The organism is Leuconostoc sp. BM2, from assembly GCF_002095565.1.
Lineage (GTDB): Bacteria > Bacillota > Bacilli > Lactobacillales > Lactobacillaceae > Leuconostoc > Leuconostoc falkenbergense.
Genome location: NZ_MOWQ01000004.1, coordinates 15,651 through 30,441, shown reverse-complemented (window position 1 = coordinate 30,441; position 14,791 = coordinate 15,651). Strand labels below are relative to the sequence as shown.

16 protein-coding genes and 3 tRNA genes are annotated in these 14,791 nt (G+C 39.7%); 15 read left to right on the top strand and 4 right to left on the bottom strand.

Going from position 1 to position 14,791, the window contains the following annotated elements; translation table 11 throughout:
* Position 1: 1 nt before the first annotated feature.
* The 10 genes from BMG01_RS02430 to BMG01_RS02385 all read left to right on the top strand — a co-directional run bounded on the left by BMG01_RS02430 (position 2) and on the right by BMG01_RS02385 (position 8,716).
* Positions 2-445 carry a F0F1 ATP synthase subunit epsilon gene (locus BMG01_RS02430; protein WP_004911722.1) on the top strand — a complete coding sequence of 148 codons (444 nt, stop codon included), beginning with the start codon at positions 2-4 and terminating at the stop codon, positions 443-445.
* A 333-nt stretch (positions 446-778) separates the two neighbouring features.
* Positions 779-1,822 carry a phosphate/phosphite/phosphonate ABC transporter substrate-binding protein gene (locus tag BMG01_RS02425; protein ID WP_004911720.1) on the top strand — a complete coding sequence of 348 codons (1,044 nt, stop codon included), beginning with the start codon at positions 779-781 and terminating at the stop codon, positions 1,820-1,822.
* Positions 1,823-1,917: 95 nt separating this feature from the next.
* Positions 1,918-2,664 (top strand): phosphonate ABC transporter ATP-binding protein, encoded by a 747-nt coding sequence (phnC, locus tag BMG01_RS02420; protein WP_004911716.1) that lies wholly within the window; start codon positions 1,918-1,920, stop codon positions 2,662-2,664.
* Positions 2,664-3,485: a phosphonate ABC transporter, permease protein PhnE gene (phnE, locus tag BMG01_RS02415; protein ID WP_004911713.1), complete on the top strand. Its 822-nt coding sequence runs from the start codon at positions 2,664-2,666 to the stop codon at positions 3,483-3,485. The genes phnC and phnE (BMG01_RS02415) overlap by 1 nt, the downstream gene beginning before the upstream one ends.
* A 10-nt stretch (positions 3,486-3,495) precedes the next feature.
* Positions 3,496-4,305 (top strand): phosphonate ABC transporter, permease protein PhnE, encoded by an 810-nt coding sequence (gene phnE, locus BMG01_RS02410; protein WP_004911711.1) that lies wholly within the window; start codon positions 3,496-3,498, stop codon positions 4,303-4,305.
* 48 nt (positions 4,306-4,353) lie between these two features.
* Positions 4,354-5,859: a bifunctional UDP-sugar hydrolase/5'-nucleotidase gene (locus BMG01_RS02405; RefSeq protein ID WP_004911709.1), complete on the top strand. Its 1,506-nt coding sequence runs from the start codon at positions 4,354-4,356 to the stop codon at positions 5,857-5,859.
* A gap of 205 nt (positions 5,860-6,064) precedes the next feature.
* On the top strand, positions 6,065-6,661 hold the full coding sequence (locus BMG01_RS02400; RefSeq protein ID WP_004911708.1) for a LysM domain-containing protein: 597 nt from the start codon (positions 6,065-6,067) through the stop codon (positions 6,659-6,661).
* 212 nt (positions 6,662-6,873) lie between these two features.
* On the top strand, positions 6,874-8,109 hold the full coding sequence (locus BMG01_RS02395) for an NADH-dependent flavin oxidoreductase (protein WP_004911706.1): 1,236 nt from the start codon (positions 6,874-6,876) through the stop codon (positions 8,107-8,109).
* A 64-nt stretch (positions 8,110-8,173) separates the two neighbouring features.
* Positions 8,174-8,245, top strand: a tRNA-Glu gene (locus BMG01_RS02390).
* Between the two features lie 180 nt (positions 8,246-8,425).
* On the top strand, positions 8,426-8,716 hold the full coding sequence (locus tag BMG01_RS02385; protein ID WP_004911703.1) for a bacteriocin immunity protein: 291 nt from the start codon (positions 8,426-8,428) through the stop codon (positions 8,714-8,716).
* Between the two features lie 55 nt (positions 8,717-8,771).
* Here BMG01_RS02385 and proC read toward each other — a convergent pair whose 3' ends face one another.
* The 3 genes from proC to BMG01_RS11280 form a co-directional block, all read right to left on the bottom strand.
* Complete coding sequence (gene proC / locus BMG01_RS02380) at positions 8,772-9,539, bottom strand: pyrroline-5-carboxylate reductase (RefSeq protein ID WP_004911702.1); 768 nt, start codon at positions 9,537-9,539, stop codon at positions 8,772-8,774.
* A 60-nt stretch (positions 9,540-9,599) separates the two neighbouring features.
* Positions 9,600-11,003, bottom strand: coding sequence for a DHA2 family efflux MFS transporter permease subunit (locus tag BMG01_RS02375; RefSeq protein WP_004911700.1), 1,404 nt, complete (start codon positions 11,001-11,003; stop codon positions 9,600-9,602).
* 99 nt (positions 11,004-11,102) lie between these two features.
* Positions 11,103-11,246: a hypothetical protein gene (locus BMG01_RS11280; RefSeq protein WP_004913936.1), complete on the bottom strand. Its 144-nt coding sequence runs from the start codon at positions 11,244-11,246 to the stop codon at positions 11,103-11,105.
* 89 nt (positions 11,247-11,335) lie between these two features.
* Between BMG01_RS11280 and mutY the strand changes: the two genes are divergently transcribed.
* Genes mutY through BMG01_RS02360 form a run of 3 tightly spaced genes read left to right on the top strand, consistent with a single transcriptional unit; the run spans position 11,336 to position 13,856 of the window.
* Positions 11,336-12,370, top strand: a complete 1,035-nt coding sequence (mutY, locus tag BMG01_RS02370; protein WP_004913938.1) for an A/G-specific adenine glycosylase — start codon at positions 11,336-11,338, stop codon at positions 12,368-12,370.
* Complete coding sequence (locus BMG01_RS02365) at positions 12,348-13,451, top strand: AI-2E family transporter (protein WP_004913941.1); 1,104 nt, start codon at positions 12,348-12,350, stop codon at positions 13,449-13,451. The genes mutY and BMG01_RS02365 overlap by 23 nt, the downstream gene beginning before the upstream one ends.
* Before the next feature lie 30 nt (positions 13,452-13,481).
* Complete coding sequence (locus BMG01_RS02360; RefSeq protein WP_004913942.1) at positions 13,482-13,856, top strand: DUF6508 domain-containing protein; 375 nt, start codon at positions 13,482-13,484, stop codon at positions 13,854-13,856.
* A gap of 100 nt (positions 13,857-13,956) precedes the next feature.
* On the opposite strand, the gene BMG01_RS02355 is transcribed toward BMG01_RS02360, so the two are convergent.
* Positions 13,957-14,307, bottom strand: a complete 351-nt coding sequence (locus tag BMG01_RS02355; protein ID WP_004913943.1) for a bacteriocin immunity protein — start codon at positions 14,305-14,307, stop codon at positions 13,957-13,959.
* A gap of 110 nt (positions 14,308-14,417) precedes the next feature.
* Between BMG01_RS02355 and BMG01_RS02350 the strand changes: the two genes are divergently transcribed.
* Positions 14,418-14,499 (top strand) — tRNA-Leu (locus BMG01_RS02350).
* Positions 14,500-14,573: 74 nt separating this feature from the next.
* Positions 14,574-14,646: transfer RNA gene (locus BMG01_RS02345), tRNA-Thr, on the top strand.
* Positions 14,647-14,791 lie beyond the last annotated feature (145 nt).

Genomic DNA, 14,791 nt, shown 5'->3' with positions numbered 1-14,791 from the left:
TATGGCAGATGAAACAACTGCAACACACGGCATCCAAGTTCAAATTGTTACGCCAGCTGGGGATATTTACAATGAAAGCGGTATTGATATCGCGATTGTAAATACGCAAGGTGGTCAAATTGGAATTATGGCAAAACACGTTCCTATCTTAGCTGCATTGACGATTGATGAATTAATTGTCAAGCGTGGTGATCATAAAGAATCATTGGCCGTAAATGGTGGTATTGCTGAATTTTCTAATAACATTTTGACAGTGATTGCTGACAGTGCTGAAACATCTGACACAATTGATGTGTCACGTGCTGAAAGTGCTAAAGAACGTGCGGAAGCGCGTTTAGCTCATGCCCAAGATGACAACAATGACGAAGAATTAAAGCGTGCACGTATTGCTTTGATGCGTGCCGTTAACCGAATTCACGTTGCTGCCTTGAAATCTGGACGTTAAATCAATTTACAAAAACCTCGAAATAGTTATTTCGGGGTTTTTATGATGGCATTAATTTGTATAAAAAGCGCTTACAAACTAAACGTTCGTATTTTTATTAAAAATCATGACGAATGTTCAGAACATTCCGTACATTAATTTTAAAAATGAGGAAATACTTAATAATTATTTTGCTATGATGATGATTTTTTTGGTAAAGTAGTATCTGGACAGACATTGAATTTTTCTTGACAAAAGTTTGACGAAAATTTGACAATGCTTGTGTAGAATAAACTGGTAACGCAATGGTTACTAAAACGAGAGAGACCGTTAAGGTCACAGGAGAACTGAATCATGAAACAGACTGCTAAGCAGATCATCCGTTTGAGTATGGTTTTTGCTGTTGCATTGATTGCTTTTGCGACATTGAGTGTGCAGAGCGCAAGTGCAGCAACTAAGACAATCAAGGAATTGAAAATCTATTTTGTTCCTTCAAAGCAACCTGATCAAATTGTAACAGCAACTAAGCCATTGAAAGGCTTGTTGAAAGCACAATTAGAAAAGCAAGGTTATAATGTTAAGAATGTTGATATCAAAGTAGGTACAAGTTATGAAGCTGCCGGAGAAGCACTAACATCAGGCACTGCCGATGTTGGTTTCATTCCGGGTGGTACTTATGTGATGTATGAAGACGGCGTTCAAGTTTTGTTAACCGCAACTCGTGCCGGTTTAAATAAAGACTTTACTTCTGCTGCAAAGTGGAATGATGGTAAGGCAACTGAACCTACTAAAAAGCAAGCAGCGACATATCGTTCATTGTTTATCGCTGGTCCTTCTGCAAAGGGACAGGAATTGGCTAAGAAAATCAATGCAGGTAAAAAGTTGACATGGAAAGACTTGAACTCTGCTAAGTGGGGCTTGTCATCAACCACTTCTTCAGCCGGCTATATTTATCCATCATTGTGGTTGAATAAAAAGTACAATAAGACAGTGACTGACTTGTCAAATACAGTTCAGGTTGATTCATACGGTTCAGGTATGGCACGTTTAGCTTCTGGACAAATTGATATTTTGCCAGTTTATGCAAATGCACGTCGTGATTTTGCGGACGCATGGACAAAAGATTATAAGCAATCAAAGTCAATTTGGGCTGAAACAAACGTTATCGGTGTTTCACAACCAATCTACAACGACACAATTTCTGTTTCAAAGAAGTCAAAGATTATGACTAAGAAGTTTAAGTCAGCTTTGTCAAAGTCATTTATCAAACTGGCTAAGACTAAAGAAGGTAAAAAAGTGATTGCGATCTATTCACACGAAGGTTATGTTAAGGCAAAGTCATCTAACTATGACGGTGAACGTGCAGCACAAAAAGTGTTAAAAGAGTCAACTAAGTAAAAATCAACGACATTAATAAGCGGCTCCAGGGCTGCTTTTTATTGCGTTTGGTGCCTTAAATGGCGCCAATACATATTATAGTTTAGGAAGAAAAAATGATTAAATTTGAGCATGTTTCAAAAACGTACCCCAACGGTGTGAAGGGTTTGCAAGATATCAATTTAGAAATTGAAGATGGTGAATTTGTGGGCATTATCGGCATGTCTGGTGCTGGAAAGTCTACTTTTATTAGAACTATTAATCGGTTGAATGACATCACTGAAGGTAAATTGACGGTTGACGGTGTCGAAATTTCTAACTTGAAAGGGAAAGCATTACGCCGTTTTCGTCGCAAGGTGGGTATGATTTTTCAGTCATATAACTTGGTGCCCCGTATTACGGTTATTCGTAATGTTATGAGTTCATTGGTACCAGATATGCCGTTATGGCGGGTCATTTTGGGGCTATTCTCAAAGAATGATAAAATGCGTGCGTTAGAGGCGCTAGATCGTATTTCGATGTTAGATAAGGCTTTTGTTAGAACTGATCAATTGTCTGGTGGACAACAACAGCGTGTGTCATTGGCAAGAACTTTGGCACAAAATCCATCAGTGCTTTTGGCGGATGAACCAGTGGCCGCACTTGATCCTGTGACAGCGCATGAGGTAATGGACGATTTTAAACGCATTAATGACGAACTTGGTCAAACCGTTTTGATCAATATTCACCATGTCGACCTAGCTCTGGATTATGCCAAACGTATCATTGGTATTCGTTCTGGACGTGTTGTATATGACGGACCAGTTTCTGGTGTAACACAAGAAATTTTAGATAATATCTATTCAAAAGATGAGGCCGAATAATGTGGTGGTATGATAAATTATTTAAAGCTAAGAAATACACGTTAGCCAACGGTAAAACAGTCAGCCAAAAGTTTACGAGAACACCATTGATTTTGCTGATACTGTTAATTATTTTAATTATTTCAGTTGTTGTAACTGGTTTTAGTTTACCAACCTTATTTGCTAATTTTCAGCAGTTTTGGGTTGTCTTTGGCGATTTATTTCCACCAAAGTGGTCTTATTTTCCATCAGTTTGGCAACCTTTAATTGATACGATTAAAATGTCACTATTTGGATCTTTCTTTGGTGCAGTGGTGGCCTTGCCATTAGCAATATTGGCGGCTAACAATGTTACTAATAATCGATTCGTCAATCTTATTGTGCGGTTTGCGTTGACAGTGTTGCGGACATTGCCAACATTAGTTGCCGCCCTAATTGCGACTTATATTTTTGGATTAGGCACATTTGCTGGTACGGTTGCTATCTTTATGTTTAGTTTATCTTTTGTTGGTAAACAACTATTTGAGTATATTGAAACAGTGGACATGGGGGCGTATGAAGCCTTGATTGCCACAGGTGCAAATGCACCGCGAGCGTTTGTTACGGCTATTATGCCACAAATTTTGCCGACTTATTTGTCGACATCATTATTTGCTTTTGAAGGTAATGTTCGCTATGCTGCCATTTTAGGTTACGTTGGCGCTGGTGGTATTGGTATGATTTTGAACCAAAAAATTGGTTGGCGTGAATTTCAAAGTGTTGGCATGATCTTGGTTTCATTATTTGTTGCCGTGGTGCTGATTGAAACATTGAGCCAACAACTACGAAAATTCTTGAGTTAAGGAGAACAACATGAATAAAAAACTAGAAGCTGTTCTGCTGACACAACCTAAACGTGCGAAATACTATATCACCGCTGCTATCATTGTATTGATTGCCTTGGTTTGGTCATCATCTGCTGTCAATCAAATGACTTTGACTGACAAAGGGTGGCGAATTGGTTGGAATATCCTAGAAGGAATTGTGACACCAGACAAAGACCTATTATTCGGTGGTGGTGATACTGGTGTTGCCTATTTGGTTTTGCAAACAATCGCAATTGCTTTTCTTGGGACACTAGTTGGTGCAATTATTGCGGTGCCATTGTCATTTATTTCAGCCACAAATATAGTGCCGAAACCAGTTGTCGTGGTAACACGGTTTGTGATTATGGCGATTCGGACAGTACCATCATTGGTATATGGTTTGATGTTTATTCGCGTCACTGGGCCAGGACCATTTGCCGGTGTGATGACACTGGCAGTTGTCTCTATCGGTATGATTTCAAAACTATTTATTGAGACAATTGAAGATTTGGATTCGGGCATCTTGGAATCATTAGATGCAGCGGGTAGCACATTTTTCCAAAAAATCCGTTATGGCGTTTTGCCACAACTCAGTTCAGACTTTATCTCAATTCTTGCTTACCGATTTGATATGAATCTACGTGAAGCCACTATTTTAGGACTGGTTGGTGCTGGGGGCATTGGTGCGCCAATGATTTTTGCAATGAGTGGGTATGAGTGGCACAAAGTTGGGGCCATTCTAATTGGTCTGTTTGTGCTAATTTTTGTCATTGAGTACTTATCAGATAAATTACGTCAGCACTTACTACATGGTTAGAAGATGGGCAGCCTCATTGGCTGCCTTGTTTTTGAAAGAAGGAATTTAATGAAGCATTTCAAGTTATATTACACTTCGGATGTTCACGGTTACTTATGGCCAACTGACTACATTCAAAGCGGTTCACAACCACAAGGCCTTATCAATGTGGCCGCGAATTATCAAAAAGATGGCAACACCCTAGTAATTGATGGTGGTGATATGTATCAAGGATCACCACTACTACAATACCTTAAGAAAAATAAAGACATTGACGCAGTATCAGACATGATGAATATGGCAGGATATGACTATGTTACGCTTGGTAATCATGACTTTAATGCGGGCTATGACGAACTCAAGAAACATTTGGCAAATCTGAATGCAACTGTGTTAGCTGAAAATGTTACAGATGAGAGTGGACAAACCTTATATCCAGCAGAAATTAAGACCCTAGCTGATGGCACAAAAGTTGGTTTAATTGGTTTAGTGACGGACTATATTAATATTTGGGAGAAACCAGAACATCTCGCAGGTATTAAAATTGAATCACCTTTGATTAAAGCGGCTCAAACTATCGCACGCCTGCGCCAATCAGCTGATGTTTTGATAGGTATTTATCATGGTGGTTATGAGCGTGACTTGGATTCCGGCAAGGTAATTAGTACAACATCTGAAAATATTGCTTGGCAACTCACTGCAGAACTTGATTTGGATATTTTATTGACAGCACATCAGCATGGTCAAGTGCCGGCCCAGTTAATGAATGACACATTAACGCTACAATTACCTAACCAAGCTAAGTTTTTCGCACAAATTGATGGCGAGCTAAGAGACGGGAAATGGTTATTCACTGCATCAACAAATGCTGCTGGCACGACTAGCCAACCTGACATGCTTAAAGCCTTGCAACCACTCAATGACAAAGTTGAAGCGTGGTTGGATCAGCCAATCGCTAATTTGACATCATCTGTTGCAGTTGCAGAACCGTTAACTTTGGCGCAATATGGTAATGATGTTTTACGATGGGTTGCAGCAGTACAACTGGCTGCTACCGGTGCACAAATTACATTGCAAGGCTTAAACAACAACCCGTCAAGTTTGCCAAAACGGTTGACACTCAGATCAATTTTGCAAAATTACCCATTTGATAATACATTGGTCACGAAACGTATTTCTGGTGCTGATCTACGCGTTGGATTGGAGCATACAGCAAATTATTTTGTTATCGAAGGTCAGAAACTAGCGGTTAATCCTGATTGGTTGAAACCAAAAGTGGAACATTATAACTACGACTTGGCGTTTGGTATTGATTATGAAATTGATGTCCGTAAGCCAATAGGACAACGTATTACAAAATTAAAGTATCAGGGCGAAGATATTCAAGATAGCGATTATTTTAGTGTTGCGATGAACAATTATCGTGCTGTCGGTGGTGGTGATTACAAAGCTTATGCTGATTCAGAGACGATTTATTCGGGTGATAAGGCTGTTCAAGATATGTTAGTTGCCTATTTTGAAGATCATGATCAGTTACCAGAGAAGCCACAATTACAGTTAAAAGTCCGATATTAATCCTTTATTGTAAATCTTAAGATTTTTATAAGACAATTAGTATGGTAAATGTATAATAAATAATAGTATGTAATGTTCCTGATATGAAACAGATGTTTGCTTATTATATTCAGCGACTAAACTAATACTCGTAAGTTAATTACATGACTTCATCAATTCGGATGTTGTCATCTTCGAACAGACAACTTAGGAGTACAAATACATAATGTTTAATATTAAGAAGACTTTGACCATCGCTGCTGGTGTTGCAGGCGCCTTTGCCTTTGGTGGTGCACATGCTAGTGCCGACACAACAACAGCCCCATCAGACTATGTTGTGCAATCTGGTGACACATTGAACAAATTGTCAGCAAAGTATGGTGTTTCAGTTGACACAATTGCGACTAATAACAACATTTCAAACGTTAACTTGATCGTTGTTGGTCAACATTTGTCATTTGCCACAGCAACTAAAGCGGCAGCAACGACTGCACAATCAACAACTACTGCAGCAGCAACGACAAGCACAACGACAACAACTACTACTACTACTTCATCTTCAGTAACAACGTCAACTTCAAGTGACAGCTCTAATTCTGCTGCATTGAATGCTTTGATTGCTCGTGAATCAGGTGGTAATGTTAACGCTACAAACGGTCAATATTATGGTATTGGTCAACTTTCAGCACAAGCCCGTGCCATTTACGGTGGTAACACAGCTGATTATAACGACCAATTGAATGCCATGAAGGCGTATATTGCAGCACGTTACGGTACAGCTGAAAATGCTTGGGCACACTCACAAGCAACTGGTTGGTATTAATTTTTTAATCAAACCATGATATCAAAACATCCTCAATTTGCGGGGATGTTTTTTTAGTTAAGAAAATTTATGGTAATTAACCATAAATTTAATGCGCTAATTGTTTGTGTCATATCGAGTGTGCACTAGTAAAAACGATATTCACTGAGGTACGTCGAATCTTGCCACTGGTCAACTCGTGACACAGTAACATATCGTGTTACAATATTGATATGCAAATAAATTACGATTTTTTAGACTCATATACATTTAAAAATAAGCAAATGACAGTACGTAATCATGTTGTGATGGCTCCGACAACATTACGTGCGTCTTTTGAAGATGGTAGTGTAACGGATAATGAGTTGCGCTATTACCAAATGCGCAGCGGTGGTCCCGGAATCATTGTGAGTGAAGTTGCACATGTCAATAATTTAGGAAAAGGTTGGGAAGGTGGTATTTCCGCCGCTGATGACGACAAAATTGCGGGGTTATCACGTTTAGCCAGTGCCATACAATCAGGCGGGGCAAAAGCGATACTGCAATTATTTTCTGCTGGCCGGCAGACGACTACTGCGATATTGCGTGGGCAACAACCGGTATCTGCGTCAGCCGTTGCGTATCCACGTGGCGACTTTGAAACGCCACGCGCGTTAACCCATCAAGAAATTGCGCAAACAATTGATGACTTTGCTGCTGCAACGAAAAGAGCTATTTTGGCCGGGTTTGATGGTGTTGAACTTCATGGCGCGAATTTGTATTTGATGCAACAGTTCTTTTCACCTGACAGTAATCAACGTGATGACATTTGGGGTGGAACATTGGAGAAACGGATGCGCTTTGGTTTAGCGGTTACTGCTAAGGTCGCGCAAACCATCGAGCAGTATGCTGATCGGCCATTTTTACTCGGCTATCGTCAATCACCTGAAGAACCAATGACACCGGGGATTACATTGCAAGATTCGTTAGCTTTTGTCAACAAATTAATTGACTTGCCAGTTGATTATCTACATTTGTCATTGAAAAATGCCTTTCAAACACCGTTTAAAGATAAGGATGATCAGAAAAAAATTGTTGATTGTTATCGACAGGCACTACCAGACGACTTTCCACTGATGGTGGCTGGCTTAGTAAAACAGCCTATGCAAGTTGAAGAGCTGATGGATACTGGTGTGACTTTTGCGGCCATGGGGCGTGAATTGATTGTTGAACCCAACTGGGTGCAAAAGGTGAAGATGAATGATGAACGGGCAATTCGGTATGCCATTTCGCCATCAGATTTCGACTTGTTGGGTGTCCCCAAACCATTGGAACAATGGTTATTGACACGCTTTAAGAATGGATTACCGGTGACGACAGATCTGGAATTTGATCCGAACAAGCCTTGGCGTTATTACAAAAGTACACCGGTCAAAGTGACAAAACAAATTGATCCAACAAAACTGATGACTTTGAAGAAAAAGGGTTGACGAGTATTTGAATTCTTGGTATACTAATATAGTTGTTTAGCGAGAGCGAACAACAACTGACCATGGCTCGTTGGTCAAGTGGCTAAGACGCTGCCCTTTCACGGCGGAATCGAGAGTTCGATTCTCTCACGAGCTACTAAAAGTCGCAACTTCGGTTGCGGCTTTTTGTGTGCTCTCAGACGTTTAATGCATTATTATTTTTAAAATGAACTGTTGCTGATAAAAAGTAGTATGATGTAAATAATCAATGCTAAAATGATAGGATGGCACGTCATGTAACGTATGTTGTCCATTAAGCAAAATCGGGGGAATGATAATGATGACATGGAAGACACCAGATAAAAATTGGTTGCTAGACAATTTGGTTGATTTAATTTTAGATGAAACCATTACGAGTGCTGAACGTGATATATTTGTTAACAATAAAACCCAACTAGAAAAGAGTCAAAATGATCGCGCTGTGGCTGCGTCGCTCAAAAGTAGTTTATCACGGCTTGCAGTCGAGCAACAGTTGACATCTGCATCGACACAGTTTCTTGTCGAATTATCTCAGCGCTATATTGGTGCAAACGATATGGGCGGTCGTGATGTTTTGTTCAGTATTTGATTTAACAATTTTGATTGCTCACTAAAAAAGCACTTCATGATTGAAGTGCTAGTGATTAGGCGTGTTTATGATTGACGGTCGCTGAAATAGCTTTGGCAACAATATCATCAAATTGATTAGCTTCAAAATTATCTAGACCAGCGCGTGTTGAGCCACCCGGTGATGCAACGCTATTCATGAGTGTGACGGCGTCGCTGCCTGACTGATTTAGAGTGCTTGCAGAACCTAAAACAGTTTGCGTTGCAATACTTGCAGCTTGTTTTTCGTCCAAGCCATTATCAACACCTGCTTTGGTCAATGCGTCAATGAACTTGAAGGCATAGGCAGGACCGGAACCGGCAATGGCAGAAAATATTGCGAACTGATCTTCCTCGAGTATGACACTGTTGCCTAACAAATGCCAAAAATGAGTAACGCTTTTATTTTGTTCCGCGTCTATGTTGTCGGCAAAAGCGAGCGCTGTGTTACCTTGCCCAATAGCTGAATTGATGTTGGGTAAAGCGCGAACATTGAATGCATTTGGAATAGCTTGATTTAGATCAGAAATCGTGATTTGTGCTAACACAGAGACGACAATTTTATTAGTGAAATTAAGCGTAGCACCAATGTCTGTTAACTGATTAGGTAAAAACGCTAATATGATGATGTCACTTTGGTTAATAACTGTTTGTGAATCAGCAGCATTGATGTGAAGTTCCTCTGCCAACGACTTGGCACGGTGTGGTGAAGACACGTAAATATCTGCTGGATCAACATTCGCGTGCAACAGTCCTTTCATCATCGCCGTCGCCATGTTGCCGGCACCAATAAACCCGTAGGTCATAACAATACCTCCAATTAATTAAGTTTATTTATATTATAACTGAAATAGTCGAAGCACTTGCTACTTTTTGGTGATAACTGGTTTGGGTTTAAGCAAACTAGTCATCGCTGCAGCAACAAGCATTAACAACGCAGCAGTTAAAAAAGTGATGTGGACGCCATGCAAATTGACAAGTAAACTACTAGCTTGTTGGTGGTGCAGCTGATAATTAGTAGCACTTTTTGTCATAATTGTTACCAAGGCTGCCGTACCAAACGAAGCAGCCAACTGACGAATCGTTGTAAACATGGCCGAACCATCAGGGATGATGTTAAGAGGTAGTGCATTAAATGCTTCAGTTTGGATCGGCATCAAAACCAAGACTAGCCCCAGTTGCCGTACAAATTGTCCAATGACAGCGAACCAAAGTGGCGTTGTCAACGTTAATGAAGCAAGAATAAAAGTACCCACAGCGGTAATTAAGATACCGGTAAGGGTGAGATATTTGGCACCATAGCGATCATATAAGCGGCCACTCCATGGTGACAAAAATGCTGTAACCAATGCCCCGGGGAATAAAACCAAACCAGAAATAAAGGCAGAAGCACCACGGACATTTTGCATATAAAGTGGTAACATTAACGCACCACCGTACATAGCCATCATCAAAACAATATTAATCAAAACAGCAACATTGAACTCTCGATGAGAAAAAACGCTCATGTTAAGCAATGGCGTTGACGTATGCAATTGATGAAGGATGAATAATGTTGTGACAACCAAGCCAATTACCACAAAACCCCAAACAGTGAAGTCATGCCACGGGGTACCGCCTGCATTTGAAAAGCCGTAAAGTAACGATCCTAAACCAATACTTGATAGAATAACACCGAGTACATCGAACTTTAATCGTTTTGGTGTGCCAATGTTGTTTAAGAGAAAATATGCCAAAATAAAATTAGCAATAATGAGGGGTGCAACAATGTAAAACAGAAAACGCCAATTCAGATTAGTTACAATAAATCCAGACAAGCTCGGCCCTAGGGCTGGCGCAAAGTTTAGCGCCAACCCAATCGTTCCCATTGCCGATCCACGACGATCAGGGGCAAATAAATTCATCACAACGACATTCATTAATGGTCCAAAAACACCGGCGCCCATTGCTTGAATCATACGACCCGTGATCAAAATTTCAAAGTTAGGCGCAAAGCCAGCAGTAATCGTTCCAATCGCAAATAGACCAACCGCTGTCAGATAAAGCGCACGTGTTGTTAGGCGTTGAATGAGGAAGGCAGTTAAAGGTACCATAATGCCATTGACTAACATATAACCATTGGTTAGCCACTGTCCTAATGCGGTTGAAATGTGAAATTCACGCATAATATCAGGTAGGGCAACGTTCATCAGTGTTTGATTTAAGAAGCCAAGGAAAGTACCAATCACTAAAATGATTAAAATTGTGCGATTTTTTTGAGATATATTCAAGCAATAACATCCTTTCTTTTTGAAATTTTAGTTATCAAAGTGTTGCTGTTAAAAAAACAAAACCAGTACGTATACTGGTTTTGTTTTTTTAAGTCAAACTTACTTTGTCGTAGGTAATTCTTCTGACTTACCTTTGGCCCATTGTTGCAACTTTGCAATAGCAGCTTGACGTTGCTTCTTCGCAGCGCTGTGACTAACTTTGCGGGCACGGGCGAATGAGTTAAGAGGCTTCTTTAATGCCATGATAGTGCTCCTTTTTTATCCAATGTTTTCCATACAAATAAATATTATACTGTAAAAAAATAGCAATTACAAGTGCTACAATAGATATTATGGAAAAATGGTCTCAACAAACAATTGAATCTTTTCGAGAAACACTACTTCATTGGTATGATGACGAGGGGCGTAAAACCTTACCTTGGCGGCAAAATCACGATCCTTACCGCGTAATGGTTTCAGAAATAATGTTACAGCAAACACAAGTTGCCACGGTAATCCCTTATTTTGAACGATTTATGCAGCAGTTACCAACAGTGAGCGCTTTAGCACAGGCACCTGAGGAAGTTGTGTTAAAATTATGGGAAGGACTTGGTTATTATTCGCGGGCGCGCAATTTACAAAAAGCAGCGCAGTATGTTGTTCGTGAATATGATGGTGAGTGGCCGACGACAAGTAAAGAGTTGCAGACTTTGCCGGGCGTTGGGCCATACACGGCTGCTGCGATTGCTTCAATCAGTTTTGGCGAAGTGGTACCAGCAGTTGATGGTAATCAGTATCGCGTATTTAGTCGGTTATTAAAGATTGATGCAGACATTGCACAACCTAAGTCACGGCAAATATTTTATGATGCCATTTTGCCAATTGTTGATCCTAAACGGCCGGGGGACTTTAATCAGGCCATTATGGACTTAGGTGCTAGCTATATGTCCGCTAAAAACGCTGACACGCAACATTCACCAGTCAAATCTTTTAATGCGGCCTATCGTGATGGTGTTGAAAGTCATTATCCGGTTAAAACACCCAAACCAAAACCAGTCAAGCAACTGTTTGTCGCTCATGTTTATGAGAAAAATGGCGCTCTACTTTTAGAACAAAGGCCAGAAACAGGATTGTTAGCTAATTTTTGGACGTTCCCACTAACACCAATTAACAGTGTGGAAGATATTCAAGGCAACATGCTCAATATTAAGCCCGTGGTTCATATTTTCACACATCGCCGTTGGGAAATTTGGTTGGTCAAATCGACATCGATTACGCCGGATTCATGGCAAAAATACTTTAATCAAGAAGAATTGGCAGCATTAAGTCTGCCAAAATTACAATATAAATTGCTGGAGAAATTAAATGTTTCCGAATCTGAAATATAAAAATTTGTTTTTTTGGACAATAGAATTATTAGCACTGTCGGCACTAATTTGGATTGTGTCACGGTTTGATTTTTTGATGCAGCCGATATCAGTTTTCATTTCAACGGTATTCGTTCCGTTAATTGTGGCCGGCTTTTTGTATTATGTCTTGAAACCAATCTTGACCTTACTTGAAAAAATCACCATTAAAAATCATAAAATGCCACATCAACTGGCAGTGATCATAACATTTGTGCTATTTTTGACTGTGATTGGTGGGGCTTTAATATTGCTGGTGCCAACCTTGGTTCGTGAAATGACCAATTTGATCAATGCTTTGCCGGGATTTGCTAAGACGGTCCAATCTTATGTTAATGATACGTTGCAAAGTAAATGGTTTAACAGTTTGCATTTGTCGATTGATGTTGATGAGGTGAAAAGCGCTGTTGGAAAGTATGCAGCTTCGTTTTTGACTATTACGGCGGGGACGCTAGGCAATGTGATTTCAACAATCACGTCAGTGACCATTAATTTAGTGACAATACCGGTTGTTTTATTCTATATGTTAAGTGACGGCAATCGTCTTCTGCCAGCTTTACAACGTCTTTTTCCTGATCGCTTTGCTGATAATGTTGCAGATTTGACAAATAAGATGGACCACACGATTGAAAAGTATATTTCTGGTCAAGCGATTGAGATGCTGTTTGTCGGGGTGGCAATGGCGATTGGCTACCTAATCATCGGTCAACCTTATGCTTGGCTTTTAGGGGTCATCGCCGGCATTACTAATATTGTCCCTTATGTAGGTCCCTGGATTGGTGTCATTCCTTCCTTAATAGTGGCAGGAACGCAATCTTGGAAGCAAATGATTTTGGTATTAGTTGTTATGACAGTTGTTCAGCAATTGGATGGCAACTTTATTTATCCAAATGTGATTGGTAAATCATTACAGATTCATCCGCTGACAATCATGATTTTACTGATGGTAGCGGGTAACTTGAAAGGTATCGTTGGCATGATTTTGGTGGTGCCAGTCTATGCTGTGCTCAGAACTGTCATCAAATTTGGCACACAAATGCGTGAACTTACTAAAAATAAGTGATATAATCATACCATAGAAAGAGGTATCGCAATGCAAGCATTTGATTTTGACAAAAATATTAGTATTTTACGGCAGGCAAAAGGGCAAGCAATTCCATGGCATGAGACGACATACCCGTCTTATACGGCTGATATTTTGACGTTTGCGCAAAGTTATTTTAAGTCGGATGAATATGATAGAAATTTTGATCGCACGTTGCGCCAACATCAATTTCATGAAGGTTTGGCAGAGGCAGATGTAGCCCAATTAGCGAATACGTCTCAGGATTATAGCTTAATAAGAGCAATTGTATCAGCGATTATTCGCGGTGAAAAATACACACCGGGGATGTGGCAAGCGTTGGTACAAAATGGGATTTTACTTGATTTGTTAGTAAGAGAACGTGATTTAAAACAAAAAGCCTAATGATTGTGACTAAAATAGGACTATGAACATTAAAAGGTTCGATACAGAAAATAGTGTATCGAACCTTTTTTGATGATGAAAGTGGCTAACTAATTACAATCTATCTATATGTGTCAGCGTAACTATAAAATTGTGATTTATCAGAAAAATCGGCCATATATTGACCATTCAGACCAGCTTGTTGTCCGATCACGCCTAAATCAATAATCAGTTTTTCATCAGCTTTTGAAAAATGAAGTTTTTCAGACGAGGCCGTGATACGGATATAATTAACCATTCTGTTTATTAAAGCCTCTGGATTTTTACTGGTGTCTATTTGTTTGTTAACTTGTAATAGAACATCAGTGATATCGCGAATACCTGGGACAATAAGCTTAGATTGTAGCGATAAGTATAATAATTCAATGTTGTGCTTTGCTTCGATTACTGTTGTAACGTTTCTTTTTGTCATTTGTTGTTTTTCCTCACTACTTCTATGTTACGCTTATTTGTGATCAAAGGTAAATAAACGCTTGACGTATAATCATTTTTCCAGTAAAATTAAAGGGTTGTGTTAGATATGCGGGTGTGGCGGAACTGGCAGACGCGCTGGATTTAGGTTCCAGTGGAGAAATCCGTGCAGGTTCGATTCCTGTCACCCGTATAATATGGTCGCCGCCATATTATTATATTGAGGTATCTGGTATTATTTGATATAATACTTGAGTACTTTGATCTGCCGACCTAGCTCAGTTGATAGAGCACCTCACTAGTAATGAGGGGGTCGCCGGTTTGAGCCCGGCGGTCGGCATAATTTATGAAAGCTTTAAATGAGTAATTATTCAAAGTTTTTTTTGTGTAATCTAACTTGACATCTTTACCCACAAATTCTACATTTTATTTGCACAGGGCAGATTATTTCATCTATACTAATTTATAACAAAAAAAGAAGAGAG

Bases quoted from the DNA above. Each gene is read 5' to 3' on its own strand.
- BMG01_RS02365 (WP_004913941.1), top strand. From the start codon at position 12,348: ATGTTTCCGAATCTGAAATATAAAAATTTGTTTTTTTGGACAATAGAA.
- phnE (WP_004911711.1), top strand. From the start codon at position 3,496: ATGAATAAAAAACTAGAAGCTGTTCTGCTGACACAACCTAAACGTGCG.
- BMG01_RS11280 (WP_004913936.1), bottom strand. From the start codon at position 11,246: ATGGCATTAAAGAAGCCTCTTAACTCATTCGCCCGTGCCCGCAAAGTT.
- proC (WP_004911702.1), bottom strand. From the start codon at position 9,539: ATGACCTACGGGTTTATTGGTGCCGGCAACATGGCGACGGCGATGATG.
- BMG01_RS02395 (WP_004911706.1), top strand. From the start codon at position 6,874: ATGCAAATAAATTACGATTTTTTAGACTCATATACATTTAAAAATAAG.
- BMG01_RS02355 (WP_004913943.1), bottom strand. From the start codon at position 14,307: ATGACAAAAAGAAACGTTACAACAGTAATCGAAGCAAAGCACAACATT.
- mutY (WP_004913938.1), top strand. From the start codon at position 11,336: ATGGAAAAATGGTCTCAACAAACAATTGAATCTTTTCGAGAAACACTA.
- BMG01_RS02400 (WP_004911708.1), top strand. From the start codon at position 6,065: ATGTTTAATATTAAGAAGACTTTGACCATCGCTGCTGGTGTTGCAGGC.
- BMG01_RS02360 (WP_004913942.1), top strand. From the start codon at position 13,482: ATGCAAGCATTTGATTTTGACAAAAATATTAGTATTTTACGGCAGGCA.
- phnE (WP_004911713.1), top strand. From the start codon at position 2,664: ATGTGGTGGTATGATAAATTATTTAAAGCTAAGAAATACACGTTAGCC.
- BMG01_RS02405 (WP_004911709.1), top strand. From the start codon at position 4,354: ATGAAGCATTTCAAGTTATATTACACTTCGGATGTTCACGGTTACTTA.
- phnC (WP_004911716.1), top strand. From the start codon at position 1,918: ATGATTAAATTTGAGCATGTTTCAAAAACGTACCCCAACGGTGTGAAG.
- BMG01_RS02425 (WP_004911720.1), top strand. From the start codon at position 779: ATGAAACAGACTGCTAAGCAGATCATCCGTTTGAGTATGGTTTTTGCT.
- BMG01_RS02385 (WP_004911703.1), top strand. From the start codon at position 8,426: ATGATGACATGGAAGACACCAGATAAAAATTGGTTGCTAGACAATTTG.
- BMG01_RS02430 (WP_004911722.1), top strand. From the start codon at position 2: ATGGCAGATGAAACAACTGCAACACACGGCATCCAAGTTCAAATTGTT.